The following is an 18,551-nucleotide window of genomic DNA, read 5'->3' as shown; positions in this document are numbered from 1 at the left end:
GCCGCTCAACCAAGGCTCAGGCAGCGCCGCCGGCCTTTTCCTTTTTGGCGTAGACGCGGATCGGGTCTTTGCGACCGTCGACCACGTCCTTGTCGATCATCACTTCGTCGACGCCGTCCATCCCTGGCAGATCGAACATGGTATCGAGCAGGATCGCTTCCAGGATCGAGCGTAGCCCGCGCGCGCCGGTCTTGCGGTCGATTGCCTTCTTGGAGACGGTGACCAGCGCGTCATCGGTGAAGCCGAGCTTCACATTCTCCATGTCGAACAGCTTCTGATACTGCTTGACCAGCGCGTTCTTGGGCTCGGTCAGAATCTTGACCAGTGCCTCGACATCGAGGTCTTCCAGCGTCGCGATCACCGGCAAGCGACCGACGAACTCCGGGATCAAGCCGAACTTGAGCAAGTCCTCGGGCTCGACCGATTTCAGCGTCTCACCAGTTCGGCGCTCCTCGGGCGCGGCGACATGCGCGCCGAAGCCGATCGACTTGCCTTCCAGGCGATCGCCAATGATCTTCTCGAGCCCGCTGAACGCGCCACCGCAGATGAACAGGATGTTGGTCGTGTCGACCTGGAGGAACTCCTGTTGCGGATGCTTGCGGCCACCCTGTGGCGGCACGCTGGCGGTCGTGCCTTCCATCAGCTTGAGCAGCGCCTGCTGCACGCCCTCGCCCGACACGTCGCGGGTGATCGAGGGGTTCTCGGCCTTGCGGCTGATCTTGTCGATCTCGTCGATATAGACAATGCCGCGCTGCGCCCGCTCGACATTATAGTCGCTCGCCTGGAGCAACTTCAGGATGATATTCTCGACATCCTCGCCGACATAACCCGCCTCGGTCAGCGTCGTCGCGTCGGCCATCGTGAAGGGCACATCGAGGATGCGCGCCAGCGTCTGCGCGAGCAACGTCTTGCCGCAACCGGTCGGCCCCACAAGCAGGATGTTCGACTTGGCGAGCTCGACATCCGCACCCTTGGCGCCGTGGTTGAGCCGTTTGTAATGATTGTGCACCGCCACCGACAGCACGCGCTTGGCGCGCTTCTGGCCGATCACATAATCATCGAGCACGTCGCAGATTTCCTGCGGCGAGGGCACGCCCCCGTCTTTCTTGGAGACGAGGCTGGATTTGGTTTCTTCGCGGATGATGTCGTTGCAAAGCTCAACGCACTCATCGCAAATGAAAACCGTGGGGCCAGCGATGAGCTTGCGCACCTCGTGCTGCGACTTGCCGCAGAACGAGCAATAAAGCGTGCTCTTGGAATCACCGCCGTCGAGCTTGGGCATTCAATACTTCCTTCGCGCGCATCTGCGCCCCCTGGCCGGTCATGATAGACCGGCCTCCATCAATCCGACAATCTAAAATCTTGCTAACAAGATTCGGGTCAGGCGACCGCCGACAAACCGCCTTCTTCACCCGGCACCGGCCGCCGGTCGAACACTTCGTCGACCAGCCCGAACGCCTTGGCTTCGTCGGCCGACATGAACTTGTCGCGCTCCATCGCGGACTCGACCACCTCGATCGGCTGGCCGGTGTAGCGCGCGTAAAGCTCGTTCATCCGCGCCCGGATCCGCAGGATCTCCTTGGCCTGGATCTCGATATCGCTCGCCTGGCCCTGCGCACCGCCCGAGGGCTGGTGCACCATGATCCGCGCGTTGGTGAGCGCGATCCGCTTGCCCTTGGCGCCCGCGGCCAGCAGGAAGCTGCCCATCGAGGCGGCCTGGCCGATGCACACCGTCGCCACGTCGGGGCGGATATACTGCATCGTGTCATGGATCGCCATGCCCGCCGTGACGACGCCGCCCGGCGAGTTGATGTACATGTAGATGTCTTTCTTCGGATTTTCCGATTCGAGGAACAGCAGCTGCGCCGTGATCAGCGACGCCATGTAATCCTCGACCGGCCCGGTCACAAAGATGATGCGTTCGCGCAGCAAGCGCGAATAGATGTCGAAGCTGCGCTCGCCGCGGTTCGACTGTTCGATGACGACAGGCACCAGCGCACTGTGCGGCGCGTCGTACAGGGGGTCCATCAGGGTCATATCCTTGTTCATAAGCTGCCGCCTATATCTGGCCTCAGTTGGACGGGCGCAAGCCCCCCACCGCTCCGCTCGGCTCACCGATCCGTCCCGCTTGCACGCACCGACAGGGACGCCTACCTCAGCGGCGACAACCAAGACTGAAGGGTTTCTTACATGCTCGATCGCGATTTCCGCCTCCCCCGCCTCGACGACGAAGATGAGGGCGAGGAAAAATCGGGCGCGACGCCGGGCCCGCTGATGATGAAGTTCCTCGAGGCGCGCACCGTGCTGATCTTCGGCGGCATCGACCAGAAGCTGGCGCAGACGGTCGCCTCGCAGCTGCTTTATCTCGATCATATCAATCACGACCCGATCAAGCTGTTCGTCAATTCGCCCGGCGGCCATGTCGAATCGGGCGATACGATCCACGATCTCATCACTTTCATCCGCTCGCCGGTCGCGGTGATCGGTACCGGCTGGGTGGCGAGCGCCGGCACGCACATCTTCCTCGGTGCGGCGAAGGAACGGCGCTTCTGCCTGCCCAACACCCGCTTCCTGATCCACCAGCCCTCGGGCGGTGCCGGCGGCCGCGCGACCGACATCGCGATCCAGGCCAAGGAAATCGTTAAGATGCGTGAGCGCCTGGCGCAGGTCATCTCGCGGGCAACGGGCCAGCCGGTTGAGCGTGTTCGCGACGACATCGAGCGCGATTACTGGATGTCAACCGAGGAAGCCAAGGAGTACGGCATTCTCGGCACCGTCATCAACTCGATCGACGAGATCAAGTTCTGACCATGCTTGCTCGGGCGGCTGGGATCAGTCCCCGCCGCCCCGTGCCGGATAAGCGAGATAGGCCAGCCGCCGAACCTCGCGGCGGCCGCGGACGACCGTGTCGAGAATCAGCCCGGTAAAGCCGTTGAGCGCGGCGAGGATCATCAACCCCGTTACGAGCACTGCCGTCGGCAAGCGCGGGACCAAGCCGGTCTGCGCATAAGTGATGGCAAGCGGGATCGACAGAATCAGCGCCGCCAGGGCAAGCACACCGCCGATCAGCCCGAAGAAAAGCATCGGCCGCTCGATGCGGTAGAGCGTGATAATGGTGTTCAGGATGCGAAAGCCGTCACCATAAGTGTTGAGCTTCGACACCGATCCTTCGGGCCGCGCAAAATAGGGCGTCTCGATCTCGGCGACCGGCATCTTGAGCTCGAGCGCATGGACGCTGATCTCGGTTTCGATTTCGAAGCCCGCCGACAGCACCGGGAAACTCTTGACAAAGCGTCGCGAAAACACGCGATAACCCGACAGAATATCGGTAAAACTCCGACCGAACAGCCGCGCTAGCATCCCCGTCAACAAGGCATTGCCGAACTGGTGCCCGCGCCGATACGCGGCTTCTGCCTGCGTGACGCGCGAACCGACGACCATGTCGAGCTGCTCGTCGATCAGCCGCGCGACCAGCGCGGGCGCGGAGGCGGCGTCATAAGTCGCGTCGCCATCGGCCATCACATAGATATCGGCGTCGACATCGGCGAACATGCGGCGGACGACATTGCCCTTGCCCTGCATCCGCTCGGTGCGGACGACAGCCCCGGCCGCGCGCGCGACCTCCACCGTGCGATCGCGGCTGTTGTTGTCGTAAACATAAACGGTCGCATCGGGCAGTGCGGCGCGAAAGCCCGCGACCGTCTGCGCGATCGCGGCTTCCTCGTTATAGCAAGGCAGGATGATGGCGATGCGCGGTGCGGTCACTTATCCCTGCCCTATTCAATGTTTCCGCAGTAATCGTCACCCCGGCCTTGACCGGAGGCGACGCAGTTCAATTCTCCGACATCGCGCGAGGTGACAGACCTATTCGGCTTTCGCTTTCTTGGCCGCGGGCTTCTTCACGGGCTTTGCCTCATCCGGCGCTGCCTCGTCGGCTTTCGCCTTTTTGGCGGCAGGTTTCTTGGCGGCCTTCGGCGTATCAGCTTCGGCTTCTGCCTCAGCAGGAGCAGCGTCATCGGCCTTGGCCTTCTTCGCCGTTGCCTTCTTGGCCTTGGGCTTGTGATTATCGTGATCGTGCGTGTGCGTGCCGGTCGCAAAGCCGTCATCGCTTTCGATAGCCGCTTCCAGCTCTTCGCGCGTGACCTCGCGCTCGCTGACTTCAGCCTGCTCGAACAGCCAGTCGACCACCTTGTCTTCATAAAGCGGCGCGCGGAGCTGGGCTGCGGCCATCGGCTCGTTGCGGATATACTCAACGAAACGCTGGCGATCTTCGGGGCCATATTGCTGCGCGGCCTGGGCGATCAGCCGGTTCATTTCCTGCTGCGTCACCTCGACGCCATTGGCCTGGCCGATTTCCGACAGCAGCAGGCCAAGGCGCACGCGGCGCTCGGCAATCGCGCGGTAATCGTCACGCTCGGCTTCGAGCTCGGCGATCGCGGCAGCCGGGTCGGCCTCGTGCGTCGCTTCATGCTCGAGTTGCGCCCAGATCTGCTGGAATTCCGCCTCGACCATTGACGGCGGCACCGGGAAATCGTGCCCGGCGGCGAGCTGGTCGAGCAGCTTGCGCTTCATGTGGGTGCGGGTGAGGCCGTTCAGCTCCTGCTCGATCTGACCACGGATCAGGCCGCTCAGCTGCTCCAGGCTTTCAAGCCCAAGCGACTTGGCCATTGCGTCATCGACCTTGGTCTCGCCGGCGGTCTTCACCGCCTTGATCGTCAGGTCGAAGGTCGCGGCCTTGCCCTTCAGATTCTCCGCCGAATAATCGTCGGGGAAAGTGACGTTGATCGTCTTCTCGTCGCCCGTCTTCACGCCGATAATCTGGTCTTCAAAGCCCGGAATCAGCCGGCCCGAGCCGATCTCGACCGACATATCCTCGCCCGTGCCGCCGTCGAACGCGACGCCATCGACTTTGCCGACGAAATCCATGACGACGAGATCGCCGGTCTTTGCCCTATAGGTCGGCTTGGCGTCTTCCCAATTCTTCTGCTGATCGGCGAAGCGCTTCAACTGCTCATTGACGGTATCGTCGCTCGCCTTGACCGTCAGCCGCTCGAGCTTGATGCCATCGATCGCCGGCGTCGGCACATCGGGCAGCACTTCGAGCTCGACCTTCAGCTCGGCATCCTTGCCGATCTCGAAACCCTCGGCGAGTTCGACCGAAGGCTGCATCGCCGGGCGCAGCTTCTGCTCGGCGATCAGCTGCTGAATGCCTTCCTGGATCGAATTGTTGAGCGCATCCTGCGTCAGCGCCGGGCCGTGCATCTTACGGACAAGATTGGCGGGCACCTTGCCGGGCCGGAAGCCGGGCATGCGGATTTGCGGCGCAACGCGCTTGATCTCCGTCTCGACGCGGCGCTCGAGCTCCTTGGCGGTGATGGTCAGCGTGTAAGCGCGCTTCAGGCCTTCGTTCAACGTCTCGACAGTCTGCATCTCTATCTTTCGTCTTTCCTGGTGGCGGCCACCTCACCGATGGGAAAGGCCGCTGCGGCGACCCCTTTGCTTGCGCTCGGGAGTTGCCAAGGCGACACCCCTCGCTTGCGCTCGGGAGTTGCGCTGCCGAAAATGTCCCCCTGACATTTTCGAGTCAGCGCAACTGGTGCGGGCGAAGGGACTCGAACCCCCACATCTTGCGATACTGGAACCTAAATCCAGCGCGTCTACCAGTTCCGCCACGCCCGCGAGAGGACACCGCCGAGCGGCGCTCTATAGCAGCGATGCGAGCCGGGGCAAGCGGGGCATTTGGGCGAGATCAGGTCTAGTGCCGACGCCCCTGTTTCGCCTCATGATCGGCAAAATCGCGAGCAACGCCGTCTAGCGCGGTTTTGATAAACGACTCGTCGTTATGCCGATCAAGCTGGAACGTCGATTGCGTTTCCCAGTCGTCGACAATTGCCCGCGTCGCACGGGAATAGACTTGCCAGCGCAGCGCGATCCGCCCGTGACCGTCATAGGCACGCTTGCCGCCAAGCCCCCAATGCGGCGCGCAAACCGATGCATCGATGCCTTTGATCGTAACCACGACCCGGTAATCGGCATCAGGGCCGCCAGTCTCAAAGACATCACGGTCGCGCGACAGCGCATGGAGGCCCGCCCGGTTGAGTGCAGCGCCGAGCATCGCGCCGAGATGACTGACGCCGCCATTGTCGACATCACGCCAGCGCAGTGGACCGGCAGGTATGCAGAGCAGCCCGGCGCGCTTGGCACCGATCTTGGCGCGCGGACCGAATGATGCGTCGACGGCGAAGATATAGTAGCTCGGCGCTGGGGGCAGTGCCTGCGCGCTGATTGGATTGGCCGCGATCACCCCGGCAAGCAGCGCCGCCAGAGCAACGGCGCGGATCAACCCAGCGCCTTCTTCAACAATTCGTTGACTACGCCCGGATTGGCCTTGCCGCCCATCGCCTTCATCGTCTGGCCAACGAAGAAGCCGAACAGCGCTTCCTTGCCGGCGCGGTACTGCTCCAGCTGGCCCGGGTTCTTCGCGAGCACCTCGGCAATCACCGCCTCGATCGCGCCCGTGTCGCTGGTCTGTTTGAGCCCACGCTCCTCGACGATCGCGCCGGGGCTCTGGCCGGTTTCGAGCATGATCTCGAACACCTGCTTCGCGAGGGTGTTGGAGAGCGTGCCGTCGGCGACCAGCGTCAGCAGCTCGGCCGCCTGGGCGGGGGTTATCGGGCTGTCTTCGATGTCTTTGCCCAGCCGATTAAGCGCGCCGAACAGCTCCGACGTCACCCAATTCGCTGCCTGCACCGGCTTGGCGCCCGCGTCGAGCAACGCGTCGAACCAGCGCGCCGCTTCCACCTCGGCAGTCAGTACCGAGGCGGCGTAAGCGCTGATCCCCAGCGCTTCGTAGCGTTTGCGCTTAGCGTCGGGCAGCTCGGGCAGGCTGGCGCGGCATTCCTCCAGAAACGCGTCGTCCAATTCGAGCGGCAGCAGATCGGGATCCGGGAAGTAGCGATAATCATGCGCGTCTTCCTTCGACCGCATCGACCGCGTTTCGTTGCGATCGGGGTCGTAAAGCCGCGTTTCCTGGACGATCCGCCCGCCGCTTTCGAGCACCTCGACCTGCCGCTTCGCTTCCTGCTCGACCACCGCCATCACGAAGCGGACCGAGTTGACGTTCTTGGTCTCGGTGCGCGTGCCGAAGGCCTCGCCGGGCTTACGCACCGAGACGTTCACGTCGGCGCGCATCGATCCCTGGTCCATATTGCCGTCACACGACCCGACATAGCGCAGGATCGAGCGCAGCTTGGCGAGATACGCGCCTGCCTCGTGTGGCGAGCGCATGTCGGGCCGGCTGACGATCTCCATCAGCGCAACGCCCGAGCGGTTGAGGTCGACATAGGATCGCGTCGGATGCTGATCGTGCATCAGCTTGCCCGCATCCTGCTCGACATGGATGCGTTCGATGCCGATGGTCTTGGTGGCGGCATCGGGATTCTTGTCGTCGAGGCTGATCTTGATCGCGCCCTCGCCCACCAGCGGATGATAGAGCTGACTGATCTGATAGCCCTGCGGCAGATCGGCGTAGAAATAATTCTTGCGATCGAACCGCGACCATTTGTTGATCTGCGCCTCGATCGCCATGCCGGTGCGCACCGCCTGACGGATGCACTCGCGATTGGGCACGGGCAACATGCCGGGCATGGCGGCATCGACGAGGCTGACCTGGGTGTTGGGCTCCGCCCCGAACGCGGTCGCCGCGCCGGAGAATAGCTTGGCGTTGGAGGTCACCTGCGCGTGGACCTCGAGGCCGACCACGACCTCCCACTCGCCGGTTTCGCCATGGATGCGGTATTCACTCATGCAAATCTCGCTTGAGACCGGCCGTGTCGGCCATACCATCGAACAATATTTCTGCGCCGATCGCGATTTCGCGATCAAATACTCTGAGAACGACGACCCCGGCGAACGGCGTGTTACGCGGCGTGAGTAGAACTGGACGTCCAGCATAGCGGTGATGCGTCACGCGAGCAGTCCCTTGCCAGCCATAGGTTAATACCAGTGGCCCCGGGCCCACCCGTACAACGTCCGCCTCGAAAGGGTCGGCTAGCGTTCCGAAATCTCGCTCGAAAAATCCCCAGCCATCTATAGGCGTGACCTCGACCTTCAGTGGCTCAACGCTCACCACCAAGCCTCCGGCCGCGCGGCAAACCCGGCCCGCTCCTCTATCGCCAGCCCAGCGTTCAGCACGCCCTGTTCGTCAAGCGCCTTGCCGATGATCTGCAACCCCAGCGGCAGGCCCTGCGTGTCGAGACCGCCGGGCACGCTCATCGCGGGCAGGCCGGCGAGGCTCGACGGCACGGTGAAGACGTCATTCAAATACATTGCGATCGGATCGGCCGATTTCTCGCCCAGCGCGAAGGCAGCGCTCGGCGCGGTGGGAGTGAGCAGCAGGTCGCAGCTTTCCCAGGCGCGGTCGAAATCCTGCGCGATCAGCGTCCGCACCTTGGACGCCTGGGTGAAATAGGCATCATAGAACCCCGCCGACAGTACATAGGTGCCGATCATAATGCGGCGCTTGACCTCGGGCCCGAAGCCCGCCGCGCGCGTTGCCGCGTACATGTCCTGCAGATTGGCGCCCTCGGGCAGCTCGCGCAGACCGAAGCGCACGCCGTCATAGCGCGCGAGGTTGGACGAGGCCTCCGCCGGCGCGATGATGTAATAGGCCGGCAGCGCGTATTTGGTGTGGGGCAGCGACACCTCGACCACCTCGGCGCCAGCATCCTTCACCCAGGCGATGCCCTGCTGCCACAGCGCGTCGATTTCGGGCGGCATGTTGTCGACGCGATATTCCCGGGGGATGCCGATGCGCTTGCCGCGCAAATCGCCCGACAAGCCCGCTTCCCATCGCGGCACCGGCAGGTCGAGGCTGGTCGCGTCCTTGGGATCGAAGCCCGCCATCGCTTCGAGCAGGATGGCGCAATCGCGCACGTCGCGCGCCATCGGCCCGGCCTGATCAAGGCTGGACGCGAACGCCACGACGCCCCAGCGCGAGCAGCGGCCGTAAGTCGGCTTGATACCAGCAATGCCAGTGAAGGCCGCGGGCTGGCGGATCGAGCCGCCGGTATCGGTTCCGGTCGCGCCCGGGCACAAGCGCGCCGCGATTGCCGCCGAGCTGCCGCCCGAGGAACCGCCGGGCGCCAATGGCGCATTGCCGCCATCGCTGCGCCGCCACGGCGAGATGACATTGCCGAAATAGCTCGTCTCATTGGACGAGCCCATTGCGAACTGGTCCATGTTGAGCTTGCCGAGCATGCCCGCGCCCGCGTCCCACAATTTCTGCGAGACGGTCGATTCATAGACCGGCGTGAAGCCTTCCAGGATGTGGCTGGCGGCGGTGGTCTGCACGCCCTTAGTGCAGAACAGGTCCTTCATGCCGATCGGCACGCCGGCGAGTGGCTTCAGCACCTCACCCGCCGCGCGCGCCGCGTCGGCGGCCTCGGCGGCGGCAAGCGCGTGGTCAGGCGTTTCGACGATGAAGGCATTGAGCAGCTTGGCAGCCGCCACTTTCGCGGTGAATGCCTCGGCAACCTCAACCGCGGAGAAGGCGCCATCGCGCACCCCGTCACGGATCGCCGCGACGCCGAGATCGGTGAGGTCGGTCATTCGCCCGCTCCCATCATCACCCCAGCGAAAGCTCGGGTCGCTGGCGACATCGCGATACGGCATACGATCCCAGCTTTCGCTGGGATGACGGAAAGGGTTGGGATGACGGAAACAGGCCGCATCATTCGATCACCTTGGGCACGGTAAAGAAACCGTGCTCACCCTGCGGTGCGTTCGCCAGCACCGCGTCGCGGATGCCGCCGTCGGTCACCAGATCGTCGCGCAGGCGCAGGTGATTGGGGATGACCGCCGTCATCGGCGCAACGCCCGACGTATCGACCTCGCCCAGCTGCTCGATCCAGCCCATGATATTGTCGAGCTCGGGCGCGATGCGCGCTGCTTCGTCCTCGCTGATCGCGATGCGGGCGAGGCTCGCGATCTTTTTTACCGTTGGAATATCGACTGCCATGCCGGCGCGGCTAGCGCGCGGCGCGACGACGCGCAACGTCTAACGCGCGCCGAGCCGTCCATTGCCTTGCGCACGCCGATCAGGCAGGGAGCGCGGCGGGCCGGGCAGCCGCCTTACCCCAACCGAGTGACAGACCGCTGGAGAGTGCCCGCGTGGCGCGCAAGTTCCTCTATTTGGTGGCGATCCTTATCGTGCTTGGCATTTCGGGCTTGTTCGCCTTTCGGATGTTCGGCGTGCAAATCATGCGCGCGGCCTTGGTGCCGGGCGTCGCGTTCGAGGCGCAGGCGCCGCTATCGTCGGACCGCTACCGCGACAAGGCAATGTGGATCGCGCGGCCGGACATCGCGGGCAACCCCGCGCTGTGGACGCCGGCCGGCGCCAGTCCCGCGACAACGCGCGGCGCGGTGGCGGTGTTCTACATCCACCCAACATCGTACCTCAATCGCGCCGCTTGGAATGCGCCGCTCCATGACGCCGAAGCCGATGAACGTGCCGAGCTGTTCCTGCGCGGCCAGGTGACCGCCTTTAACACGGTCGGCGACATCTGGGCGCCGCGCTATCGGCAGGCGACGTTCGGTGCGTTCCTCACCACGGAGCAGGCAGCGCATCAGGCGCTCGATCTCGCTTATCAGGACGTGGTGGCGGCATTCGACGAATTCCTGCGCGAGGTGGGGCCGTCGCGCCCGATCATGCTCGTCGGCCACAGCCAGGGATCGCTGCATCTGGCGCGGCTGTTGAAAGAGCGCATTGCCGGCACCGCGCTGCAACGCCGCATCGTCGCGGCCTATGTCGTCGGCTGGCCGATCTCGCGCACCACCGATCTGCCGCTGATGGGTTTGCCCGAATGCCGCGGGCCGACTCAGGCGGGCTGCATTCTCTCATGGCAAAGCTTCGCCGAACCCGCCGATCCCGCGATGATCACCGACGTGTATGACGCGACGACCGGCTTCAACGGCCAGTCGCGACGCGGTACGCCGATGATCTGCACCAATCCGCTGACCGGGGCGCCGGATAGCGCTGCGCCCGCCTCGGCCAATCTCGGCACGCTGGTGCCCTCCGCCGATCTCAGCGCCGCGACGCTGATCGCGGGCAAGGTGCCGGCGCGGTGCGACGGACGTGGCTTCCTGCTAATCGGCGGCACGCCGGAGGGCATCAACAGCTATGTCCTGCCCGGCAACAACTACCACGTCTTCGATTACAGCCTGTTCTGGGCCAACGTCCGTGCCGACGCCGCGCGCCGCGTCTCGGCATTCGGGGCGCGATGATCACGAGCGACATTGCCGCTTTCCGGGCGGCGCTGCCCGATGGTGGCCGGCTGATCGGCCTCGATGTCGGTACCAAGACGATCGGCACCGCGCTGTGCGATGCCGGCTGGAGCTTTGCGAGCCCTGCCGAGCTGATCCGCCGCACCAAGTTCACTGCCGACAAGGCCGCGCTCTCGACGATGATCGGTGCGCAGCAAGTAAAAGGCATCGTCATCGGCCTGCCGCTCAACATGGACGGGACCGACAGCCCGCGTACCCAATCGACCCGCGCTTTCGCCCGCAATCTCGATGACCTTGCCTTGCCGATTCTGCTGTGGGACGAACGCTGGTCGACGGTTGCGGTAGAGAGAGTAATGATCGAACAGGACATGAGCCGCGCCAAGCGCGCCGAACGCATCGATTCATTGGCGGCCGCGCACATCCTGCAAGGCGCGATCGACGCGCTGGTCGGCTGAGGGGCGCGCGCCGGGTATGAGCACATCCGAACTGTTTCTGGTGGCGATGATCATCATCTTCACCGTGCCCTATCTCGTCTGGCGCCTGGGGCGGACCGATTATTGGGCGCCGCTGGTGGTGGTGCAGATCGTCGGCGGCATTCTGCTCGGCCCCGGCGTGCTCGGCGCGGCCTTCCCCGGCTATTACGCGACGATCTTTACGCCGCAAGTTGTCGGCGCGCTCAACGGCATCGCCTGGTGGGCAGTCATGCTGTTCGTCTGGGTAGCGGGCATCGAACTAGACCTGCGCGCGGCGTGGCGACATCGCGCCGAGACGGCGACGACCGCGAGCCTCGCGTTGGTGACGCCGCTCGCCTTTGGCGCCGCCGCTGGCATGGTGCTCCTTCAGGCGCCGGGCTGGATCGGGCCTAAGGGCAATTATTGGCAGGTGCTGCTGGGCATCGGCATGTCGTGCGCCGTCACGGCATTGCCGATCCTGGTATTGTTCCTGCAGAAGCTTGGCGTGCTGCGCCAGCCGCTCGGCCAGCGCATCCTCCGCTATGCCAGCCTCGACGACATCGCGATTTGGGGCGTGTTGGCGCTGATCCTGCTCGATTGGGAGCGTGTCGGCCGGCAAGCCGCTTTCCTCATTGGCTTTGCCGTCGCCGCGATCCTCGTCCGCCGGCTGCTGCGCGCCATTCCGCCGCGCGACCGTTGGTATGTCGGGCTGATCTGGCTGGCGATCTGCTGCTATGCCGCCGATTGGTCAGGCCTGCACTTCATGGTCGGGGCGTTTCTGGCGGGCGCGGTGCTCGATGCCGAGCTGTTCGAGACCGAGACGATGGACTTGTTCCGCGATCACATTTTGCTGGCGATCATGCCGGTGTTTTTCCTGTCGACCGGGCTGCGCACTACCTGGACGATGGGTGGCATGGCCGTGTTCGGCGCCGCCGCGCTTCTTTTGGCAGCTTCGGTCGCGGGCAAGCTCGCCGGCGTCGGCATAGCCGGGCGGCTGCTTGGCTGGCGCAAGGGGGAAGCGCTGTTCGTCGGCCTGCTCTTGCAGACCAAAGCGCTGATCATGATCATTTTCGTGAACATCCTGCTCGACAAGCAGATCATCACCAGCACGGCGTTCACCGCGCTGCTGTTGATGGCGGTGATGAGCACGATGCTGAGCATTCCGGCGGCGACGCCCGTGCTCGCGCGGCTGCGGCGCGAGGCGCTTGCGCGGGAGCCGGCGCGCGTCTAAGCGGCAGCTTTAATGTCCAGCGCCGATCATCGCCCCGCCACCCTCATCCCGGGCGGCGCCGTTTTCCCGCACAAGCATTTGACCGGGATCGCCGGGCTCCAGCCGCACGAGATTATCTTTCTGCTGGATGAGGCCGAGCAATGGGTCGATGCCAATCGCGGCCATGCCAAGAGCGACAAGCGGCTCGAGGGACTGACGCAGATCAACGCGTTCTTCGAGAATTCGACGCGGACGCTGTTGAGCTTCGAGATCGCGGGCAAAAGGCTCGGCGCCGATGTCGTCAACATGCACGCCGCGCAATCGAGCGTGAAGAAAGGCGAGACGCTGATCGACACGGCGATGACGTTGAACGCGATGCGCGCCGATGTGATCGTCATCCGCCATATGAGCTCGGGCGCGGTCCAACTGATCGCCGATAAGGTCGCCTGCCCGGTGCTGAATGCGGGCGATGGTCGGCACGAGCACCCTACGCAAGCGCTGCTCGACGCGCTCACCATCCGGCGGCGGCGCGGGTCGATTGCGGGGCAGTGCGTCGTCATCTGCGGTGATATCCTGCACAGCCGCGTTGCGCGCTCGAACATCCTGGCGCTGACTGCGCTGGCCGCCGAGGTGCGCGTCTGCGCGCCTTCCACGCTGATGCCCGCGGCAATCGAGCGGATGGGCGTGACCCCGTTCACCGATTTCGACGCCGCGCTCGACGGCGCCGATGTGGTGATGATGCTGCGTCTGCAGAATGAGCGGATGTCAGGCGCCTTCATCCCCTCCACCCGCGAATTCCACTTGCGCTACGGCCTCAATACCGAGCGGCTGCGGCGCGCCAAGCCGGACGCGCTGGTGATGCACCCCGGACCGATGAACCGCGGGGTCGAAATCAGCTCGGCGGTTGCCGACCATCCCGAGCGATCGGCGATTACCGAGCAAGTCGAGATGGGCGTCGCCGTGCGCATGGCGTGCCTGGACGTGCTGACGCGACGCGCGCGCGGCGTGGAGGGCTGGGCATGACGACCAAGCTCCCGCCGCCTCCCCTCGCCTTTACCAATGCGCGGCTGGTACTACCGGATGCTTTGCGGCCGGGCAGCTTGCTGGTGCGCGACGGCGCCATCGCCGCTATGGGCACGATCGATATTCCCGGCGACGTTGAAGTCATCGACCTTGACGGCCTTATGCTTGCACCCGCGATCGTCGATCTCGGCGTTTTCTCGGTCGATGTAGCAGCGTGCCATGCCGGCGGCATCGTCCGCATCGGGCTGATGCCCGATCAATCGCCAGTGCTCGACGATCCCGGCATTGTCCAGCGATCGGCGCTGATCGGTCGACCGCGCTTGTGGATTCACCCTATCGCTGCCGCAACGCGCGGGCTTGCCGGCACCGACCTCGCCGAAATGGCGATCAACGCGCAAGCCGGAGCGCGTGCCGTCGGCACCGGGCGGCGCTGGATCAGCGACGCGGGCGTGATGCGCAAGGTGCTCGCCTATGCGCGCGACCTCGATCAGGCGGTGATCGCGCATGCCGAAGATGGCGGGCTCGTTGGTGCAGCTGTTGCAACCGAGGGCGAGACGGCGACGCGGCTCGGGCTTGCCTCAGCGCCCGCCTTGGCCGAGGCGCTTGCGATCGCGCGTGACCTGATGCTGGCCGAGGAAACCGGCGCGCGCGTTCATTTCCGCCAGGTGACGACGGCGGCGGGCTTCGATCTGATCCGCGCCGCCAAACGCCGTGGCGTTGCGGTGACCTGCGGCGTCACGCCCGCGCACCTGCTGCTGTCGGATATCGCGATGACCGATTTCCGTACCTTCGCGCACCTATCGCCGGCGTTGCGCGCCGAAAGCGACCGGCAAGCGACGCTGGCGGCACTGCGCGACGGCACGATCGATGTGCTGTCATCGGGCCACGATCCGCGCGGGCCGGAGGAAAAGCGCCTGCCTTTTGCCGACTCGATGCCGGGCATGTCCGGCGCGGAAACGCTGCTGCCGCTCGCGCTCGGCCTCGTCCGCGACAGTTATCTGCCGATCGACCGGCTATTCCAGCTGCTCGCCGCCAACCCGTCACGCATCCTGGGACTGGATGGCGGCAAGCTCGTGGAAGGGGCGCCCGCCGACCTGCTTGCCTTCGATCCCGATGCGCCGTGGCAGATCGTCGCTGACCGTATGATCGCCCGCGCCGGCAACACGCCCTTCGACGGACTGCCGGTACAGAGCCGAGTACGCCACTTGGTGAAGGGCGGCATCCGCCTGGAGTTGCCGCCCCTCCGCTGATCCGATCAGCCCTGGTCGGCGCGGCTGACGCCCTCGCCGTCGAGATTCTGCGCCGCGAATTCCCAGTTCAGGATCTTGTTCGTCACCGCTTCCAAATAGCCGGGGCGGGCATTGCGGTAGTCGATGTAATAAGCATGCTCCCACACATCGATGGTCAGCAGCGGTTTGAACCCCTCATACACCACCGGCGTGTCGGCATCGTGGAGCGACGTGACTTTGAGCTTGCCGCCGTCGAGCACCAGCCAGCCCCAGCCGCTAGCGAAGTGGTTGGTCGACTCCGCAACCAACGCCTTCACCAGTTCCTCGGTCGAGCCAAAATCATTGGCGATCAGCTCGGCGAGCTTGCCCGACGGCGCCTGATAGTTCGGCGTCAGCGAGTGCCAGAAGAAAGTGTGGTTCCAGATCTGCGCGCTGTTGTTGAAAAGGCCCTTGTCGCCCTTTTCCTTGGCAAACTCGATCACCTGGGAAAGCTTGGCATTTTCCAGCCCATTGGCCACGAGCATGCCGTTGGTCTTGTCGACATAGGCCTTGTGGTGCTTGCCGTGGTGGAAATCGAACGTCTCCGCCGACATGACGGGCGCAAGCGCATCCTTGGCATAAGGCAGAGCGGGCAATTCAAAGGCCATGGCTGATCCTCCTGTTATACGGCAACCGACGCCGACTGAACGTCACGGCTGCTCAATTGGGTCCGCAGGCGCCGATGCGCAACCGATTCGTGGCTAAGGGCTGCGATTTGTCGGTCAGTTGGGCAGCAAATCGTGCCGACGCAGCGCATGTCGAAGCTGATCGTAGCTCAGGCCCAGCGCTTCAGCGGTGGCGCGCTGATTGAAGCGATGTTCCGCCAGCGCGCGGCTCAACAGCTCGCGCTCAAAACGCGCGATGCGGGATTTGAAGTCGCTCGGGCCCTCACCACCCAGCGCCGCGCGGCGGTCAGCCGGCGCGGCATCGCTCTCGACCGTCGCAACCGAGGTGACCGATGCCGTCGTGGCGACCGCCGTCACCGTGCCTTCCGCCGTCAATCGCGCTGGCCGCCAGGGCGACTGAAAGGGATCAAACTCGATCACATCGATCGGCCCCAGCCCCTCATCCCAGCGATAGACGGCGCGCTCAACGACGTTGCGCAGCTCGCGGACATTGCCGGGCCATTGATATTCGCACAGCGCATCGATCGCGCCGGCGCTGAACCCCGGCCAGCGCTCCCAGCCAAGCTCGGACGCCATGCGCCGCGCGAAATGTTCGGCAAGCACCATCACGTCGCCTGCCCGCGCGCGCAGCGGCGGCAAGGTGACGACTTCGAAGCTCAGCCGATCGAGCAGATCGGCGCGGAAGCGGTTTTCGGCGACCTTGTCGGGCAAATGCTCGTTGGTCGCCGCAACGATGCGGACGTCTACCCTGATCGGCCGGGAGGAACCGATGCGCGTCACCTCGCCATATTCGACCGCGCGCAACAGCCGCTCCTGCGCCGCCATGGAAAGCGTTCCGAGCTCATCGAGGAACAAGGTGCCGCCATGCGCTTCCTCAAAGCGGCCGGCGCGGGCCTTGGTTGCGCCGGTAAAGGCGCCCGCCTCGTGGCCGAAAAGTTCCGCCTCGATCAGCGTTTCGGGCAGCGCCGCGCAATTCATCACGATCAGCGGCTGATCCCAGCGCGGGCTGAGGCGATGGAGGCGCTCGGCGACCAGTTCCTTGCCCGTGCCACGCTCGCCGATCACCAGCACCGGCCGGTCAAGCGCGGCGGCGCGGCTGGCGCGCTCCAGCGCATCGAGAAACACGCTCGATTGGCCAATGGTCTGCACCGCTCGATCCATTCCCAATCCTTGGCGCATTTTGCGAAGCCTTGGCAAGCGTAATGTTTGCCCAATACAGCCAGAAAGCCCGAAAATAAGCCATTTTCTGATTTGGCACGCTTTCTGCTCAACAGTTTTCCGATGGCGGCGAACGGCCCGCCAAGTCAGACGGTCAAGGAGTATCGAGTCCCATGGGTATTTTCTCGCGAACCCGCGACATCATCGCCGCCAACGTCACCGATTTGCTCGACAAGGCGGAAGACCCGGCCAAGATGATCCGCATGATCATCCTCGAGATGGAGGAAACGCTCGTCGAGGTTCGCGCCTCCGCCGCGCGCACCATCGCCGACCAGAAGGAAATGCGCCGCCATATCGGCAAACTCGAAAAGCTCCAGGAAAGCTGGACCGAAAAGGCGGAGCTCGCCCTGTCCAAGGATCGCGAGGACCTCGCCAAGGCGGCGTTGGTCGAGCGCCAGAAGGCGGCCGACATGGCCGACCAACTGACCGCCGAAATCGCGGTGCTCGACGATGCCCTGAGCGCCGCCGAGGAAGACATCGCCAAGCTGCAGACCAAGCTGCGCGAGGCACGGGCGCGCCAGACGGCAATCATGACTCGGCTGGAAACCGCGCATAACCGCATCCGCATCCGCGAGGCCTATGCCGGCCCCAAGGTGCAGGAAGCCTTTTCACGCTTCGACCTGCTCGAGCGCCGCGTCGACTTTGCCGAGGGCCGCGCCGATGCGCTCAGCCTGGGCGGCCCGCAGAAGACGCTCGAGGAGGAAATCGCCGAGCTGAAGTCGAGCGAGAAAGTCGATGCCGAACTCGCCGCGCTGAAGGCGCGCATCGGAAAGGCCGACTGAGATGGAGAATGTGCTTGGCATCATGTGCGGCATGCTGGCGATCGTCAGCATCTTCATCGGCTTGCCGTGGCTGATCTTCCACTATGTCACAAAGTGGAAGCAGGTCGGCACGCTGACGGGCGAAGACGAGAAGCTGCTCGACGAGCTGCACTACACCGCCCGCCGACTGGAAGACCGGCTAATGACGATCGAACGCATCATTGCCGCCGACCACCCCGATTACCGGTTGGGCGGCACTCCCGAAACGCTGCCGCCCGAAGCGATCAGCTACGAAATCAATAGGAGGAACTGATGAGTGCAAGTCGCACCAAATTCTACCTCGATAAGCAGAACGGCAAATGGATGGGCGTGTGCGCCGGCATTGCCGACTATACCGGGGTTGACGTCACTTTCGTTCGCATCGGCATGGTTCTGCTGACCTTTGCCACCAGCGGCTGGATGGCCCTGGCCTATATCGCCGCCGGCGCGATCGCCGACAAGAAGCCGATCGGCCTGTATGACACGCAGGAGGACGCGAAATTCTGGCAGGGCGTGCGCTCCAACCCGCGCCGTTCGACCGCCGAGGTTCGCTCGAAGTTCCGCGACATCGATCGTCGCCTCGCTGATATCGAGACGATGTACACCAGCCGCAACACGCGCCTGTCGGACGAAATCGACAGCCTGCGCTGATCTAAGCCCTTAAGGAACAA

The 18,551-nt window shown here is 64.3% G+C and carries 20 protein-coding genes and 1 tRNA gene; 9 read left to right on the top strand and 12 right to left on the bottom strand.

The genetic code is table 11. The annotated features are described in order from the left end of the window. Window positions 1-16 precede the first annotated feature (16 nt). Window positions 17-1,282 carry an ATP-dependent Clp protease ATP-binding subunit ClpX gene (clpX, locus tag ACLB0R_RS14945; protein ID WP_416644145.1) on the bottom strand — a complete coding sequence of 422 codons (1,266 nt, stop codon included), beginning with the start codon at window positions 1,280-1,282 and terminating at the stop codon, window positions 17-19. A 98-nt stretch (window positions 1,283-1,380) separates the two neighbouring features. After that, on the bottom strand, window positions 1,381-2,049 hold the full coding sequence (clpP, locus tag ACLB0R_RS14940; protein ID WP_416644144.1) for an ATP-dependent Clp endopeptidase proteolytic subunit ClpP: 669 nt from the start codon (window positions 2,047-2,049) through the stop codon (window positions 1,381-1,383). Window positions 2,050-2,190: 141 nt separating this feature from the next. On the opposite strand from clpP, the gene ACLB0R_RS14935 reads away from it, so the two are divergent. Beyond that, window positions 2,191-2,808, top strand: a complete 618-nt coding sequence (locus tag ACLB0R_RS14935) for an ATP-dependent Clp protease proteolytic subunit (RefSeq protein ID WP_416644143.1) — start codon at window positions 2,191-2,193, stop codon at window positions 2,806-2,808. A 24-nt stretch (window positions 2,809-2,832) separates the two neighbouring features. On the opposite strand, the gene ACLB0R_RS14930 is transcribed toward ACLB0R_RS14935, so the two are convergent. The 8 genes from ACLB0R_RS14930 to gatC all read right to left on the bottom strand — a co-directional run bounded on the left by ACLB0R_RS14930 (window position 2,833) and on the right by gatC (window position 10,018). Next, window positions 2,833-3,765 (bottom strand): glycosyltransferase family 2 protein, encoded by a 933-nt coding sequence (locus ACLB0R_RS14930; protein ID WP_416644142.1) that lies wholly within the window; start codon window positions 3,763-3,765, stop codon window positions 2,833-2,835. 99 nt (window positions 3,766-3,864) lie between these two features. After that, a complete protein-coding gene (gene tig, locus ACLB0R_RS14925) occupies window positions 3,865-5,430 on the bottom strand; it encodes a trigger factor (RefSeq protein ID WP_416644141.1) in 1,566 nt (521 codons plus the stop codon). A gap of 164 nt (window positions 5,431-5,594) precedes the next feature. Next, window positions 5,595-5,679, bottom strand: a tRNA-Leu gene (locus ACLB0R_RS14920). Window positions 5,680-5,755: 76 nt separating this feature from the next. Further along, window positions 5,756-6,343, bottom strand: coding sequence for a hypothetical protein (locus tag ACLB0R_RS14915; RefSeq protein ID WP_416644140.1), 588 nt, complete (start codon window positions 6,341-6,343; stop codon window positions 5,756-5,758). Further along, window positions 6,340-7,806: an Asp-tRNA(Asn)/Glu-tRNA(Gln) amidotransferase subunit GatB gene (gatB, locus tag ACLB0R_RS14910; RefSeq protein ID WP_416644139.1), complete on the bottom strand. Its 1,467-nt coding sequence runs from the start codon at window positions 7,804-7,806 to the stop codon at window positions 6,340-6,342. Before gatB ends, ACLB0R_RS14915 begins: the two co-directional genes overlap by 4 nt. Next, entirely contained in the window at window positions 7,799-8,128 is a 330-nt protein-coding gene (locus ACLB0R_RS14905) for a hypothetical protein (RefSeq protein ID WP_416644138.1), read from the bottom strand. Before ACLB0R_RS14905 ends, gatB begins: the two co-directional genes overlap by 8 nt. Continuing rightward, window positions 8,125-9,609, bottom strand: a complete 1,485-nt coding sequence (gatA, locus tag ACLB0R_RS14900; protein WP_416644137.1) for an Asp-tRNA(Asn)/Glu-tRNA(Gln) amidotransferase subunit GatA — start codon at window positions 9,607-9,609, stop codon at window positions 8,125-8,127. The genes ACLB0R_RS14905 and gatA overlap by 4 nt, the downstream gene beginning before the upstream one ends. Window positions 9,610-9,730: 121 nt before the next feature. Next, entirely contained in the window at window positions 9,731-10,018 is a 288-nt protein-coding gene (gene gatC, locus ACLB0R_RS14895; RefSeq protein WP_416644136.1) for an Asp-tRNA(Asn)/Glu-tRNA(Gln) amidotransferase subunit GatC, read from the bottom strand. Window positions 10,019-10,170: 152 nt separating this feature from the next. On the opposite strand from gatC, the gene ACLB0R_RS14890 reads away from it, so the two are divergent. Genes ACLB0R_RS14890 through ACLB0R_RS14870 form a run of 5 tightly spaced genes read left to right on the top strand, consistent with a single transcriptional unit; the run spans window position 10,171 to window position 15,218 of the window. Then, the gene (locus ACLB0R_RS14890) at window positions 10,171-11,283 is read left to right on the top strand and encodes a DUF3089 domain-containing protein (RefSeq protein WP_416644135.1); all 1,113 of its coding nucleotides are present in this window, start codon (window positions 10,171-10,173) and stop codon (window positions 11,281-11,283) included. Continuing rightward, window positions 11,280-11,738, top strand: coding sequence for a Holliday junction resolvase RuvX (gene ruvX, locus ACLB0R_RS14885; protein WP_416644134.1), 459 nt, complete (start codon window positions 11,280-11,282; stop codon window positions 11,736-11,738). The genes ACLB0R_RS14890 and ruvX overlap by 4 nt, the downstream gene beginning before the upstream one ends. A 16-nt stretch (window positions 11,739-11,754) precedes the next feature. Further along, window positions 11,755-12,966, top strand: a complete 1,212-nt coding sequence (locus ACLB0R_RS14880; protein ID WP_416644133.1) for a cation:proton antiporter — start codon at window positions 11,755-11,757, stop codon at window positions 12,964-12,966. Window positions 12,967-12,978: 12 nt separating this feature from the next. After that, window positions 12,979-13,968, top strand: coding sequence for an aspartate carbamoyltransferase catalytic subunit (locus tag ACLB0R_RS14875; RefSeq protein WP_416644132.1), 990 nt, complete (start codon window positions 12,979-12,981; stop codon window positions 13,966-13,968). Further along, complete coding sequence (locus ACLB0R_RS14870) at window positions 13,965-15,218, top strand: dihydroorotase (protein WP_416644131.1); 1,254 nt, start codon at window positions 13,965-13,967, stop codon at window positions 15,216-15,218. Before ACLB0R_RS14875 ends, ACLB0R_RS14870 begins: the two co-directional genes overlap by 4 nt. Window positions 15,219-15,223: 5 nt before the next feature. Here the strand turns inward: ACLB0R_RS14870 and ACLB0R_RS14865 are convergent, their stop codons facing one another. Together ACLB0R_RS14865 and pspF are read right to left on the bottom strand one after the other, a co-directional pair. Next, window positions 15,224-15,844 carry a superoxide dismutase gene (locus ACLB0R_RS14865; protein ID WP_416644130.1) on the bottom strand — a complete coding sequence of 207 codons (621 nt, stop codon included), beginning with the start codon at window positions 15,842-15,844 and terminating at the stop codon, window positions 15,224-15,226. A gap of 114 nt (window positions 15,845-15,958) precedes the next feature. Beyond that, window positions 15,959-17,023, bottom strand: a complete 1,065-nt coding sequence (pspF, locus tag ACLB0R_RS14860; RefSeq protein ID WP_416644129.1) for a phage shock protein operon transcriptional activator — start codon at window positions 17,021-17,023, stop codon at window positions 15,959-15,961. A gap of 170 nt (window positions 17,024-17,193) precedes the next feature. On the opposite strand from pspF, the gene pspA reads away from it, so the two are divergent. The 3 genes from pspA to pspC are packed head-to-tail and all read left to right on the top strand — an operon-like array spanning window position 17,194 to window position 18,531. Then, window positions 17,194-17,862, top strand: a complete 669-nt coding sequence (gene pspA, locus ACLB0R_RS14855) for a phage shock protein PspA (protein WP_416644128.1) — start codon at window positions 17,194-17,196, stop codon at window positions 17,860-17,862. Between the two features lies 1 nt (window position 17,863). Further along, a complete protein-coding gene (gene pspB, locus ACLB0R_RS14850; protein WP_416644127.1) occupies window positions 17,864-18,154 on the top strand; it encodes an envelope stress response membrane protein PspB in 291 nt (96 codons plus the stop codon). Beyond that, complete coding sequence (pspC, locus tag ACLB0R_RS14845) at window positions 18,154-18,531, top strand: envelope stress response membrane protein PspC (protein WP_416644126.1); 378 nt, start codon at window positions 18,154-18,156, stop codon at window positions 18,529-18,531. Before pspB ends, pspC begins: the two co-directional genes overlap by 1 nt. Window positions 18,532-18,551 lie beyond the last annotated feature (20 nt).

This window comes from Sphingomonas sp. GlSt437, assembly GCF_048015635.2.
Taxonomy (GTDB): Bacteria; Pseudomonadota; Alphaproteobacteria; order Sphingomonadales; family Sphingomonadaceae; genus Sphingomonas.
The sequence above is the reverse complement of the archived record's forward strand: the minus strand, read 5'-3'. Positions and strand labels throughout refer to the sequence as shown.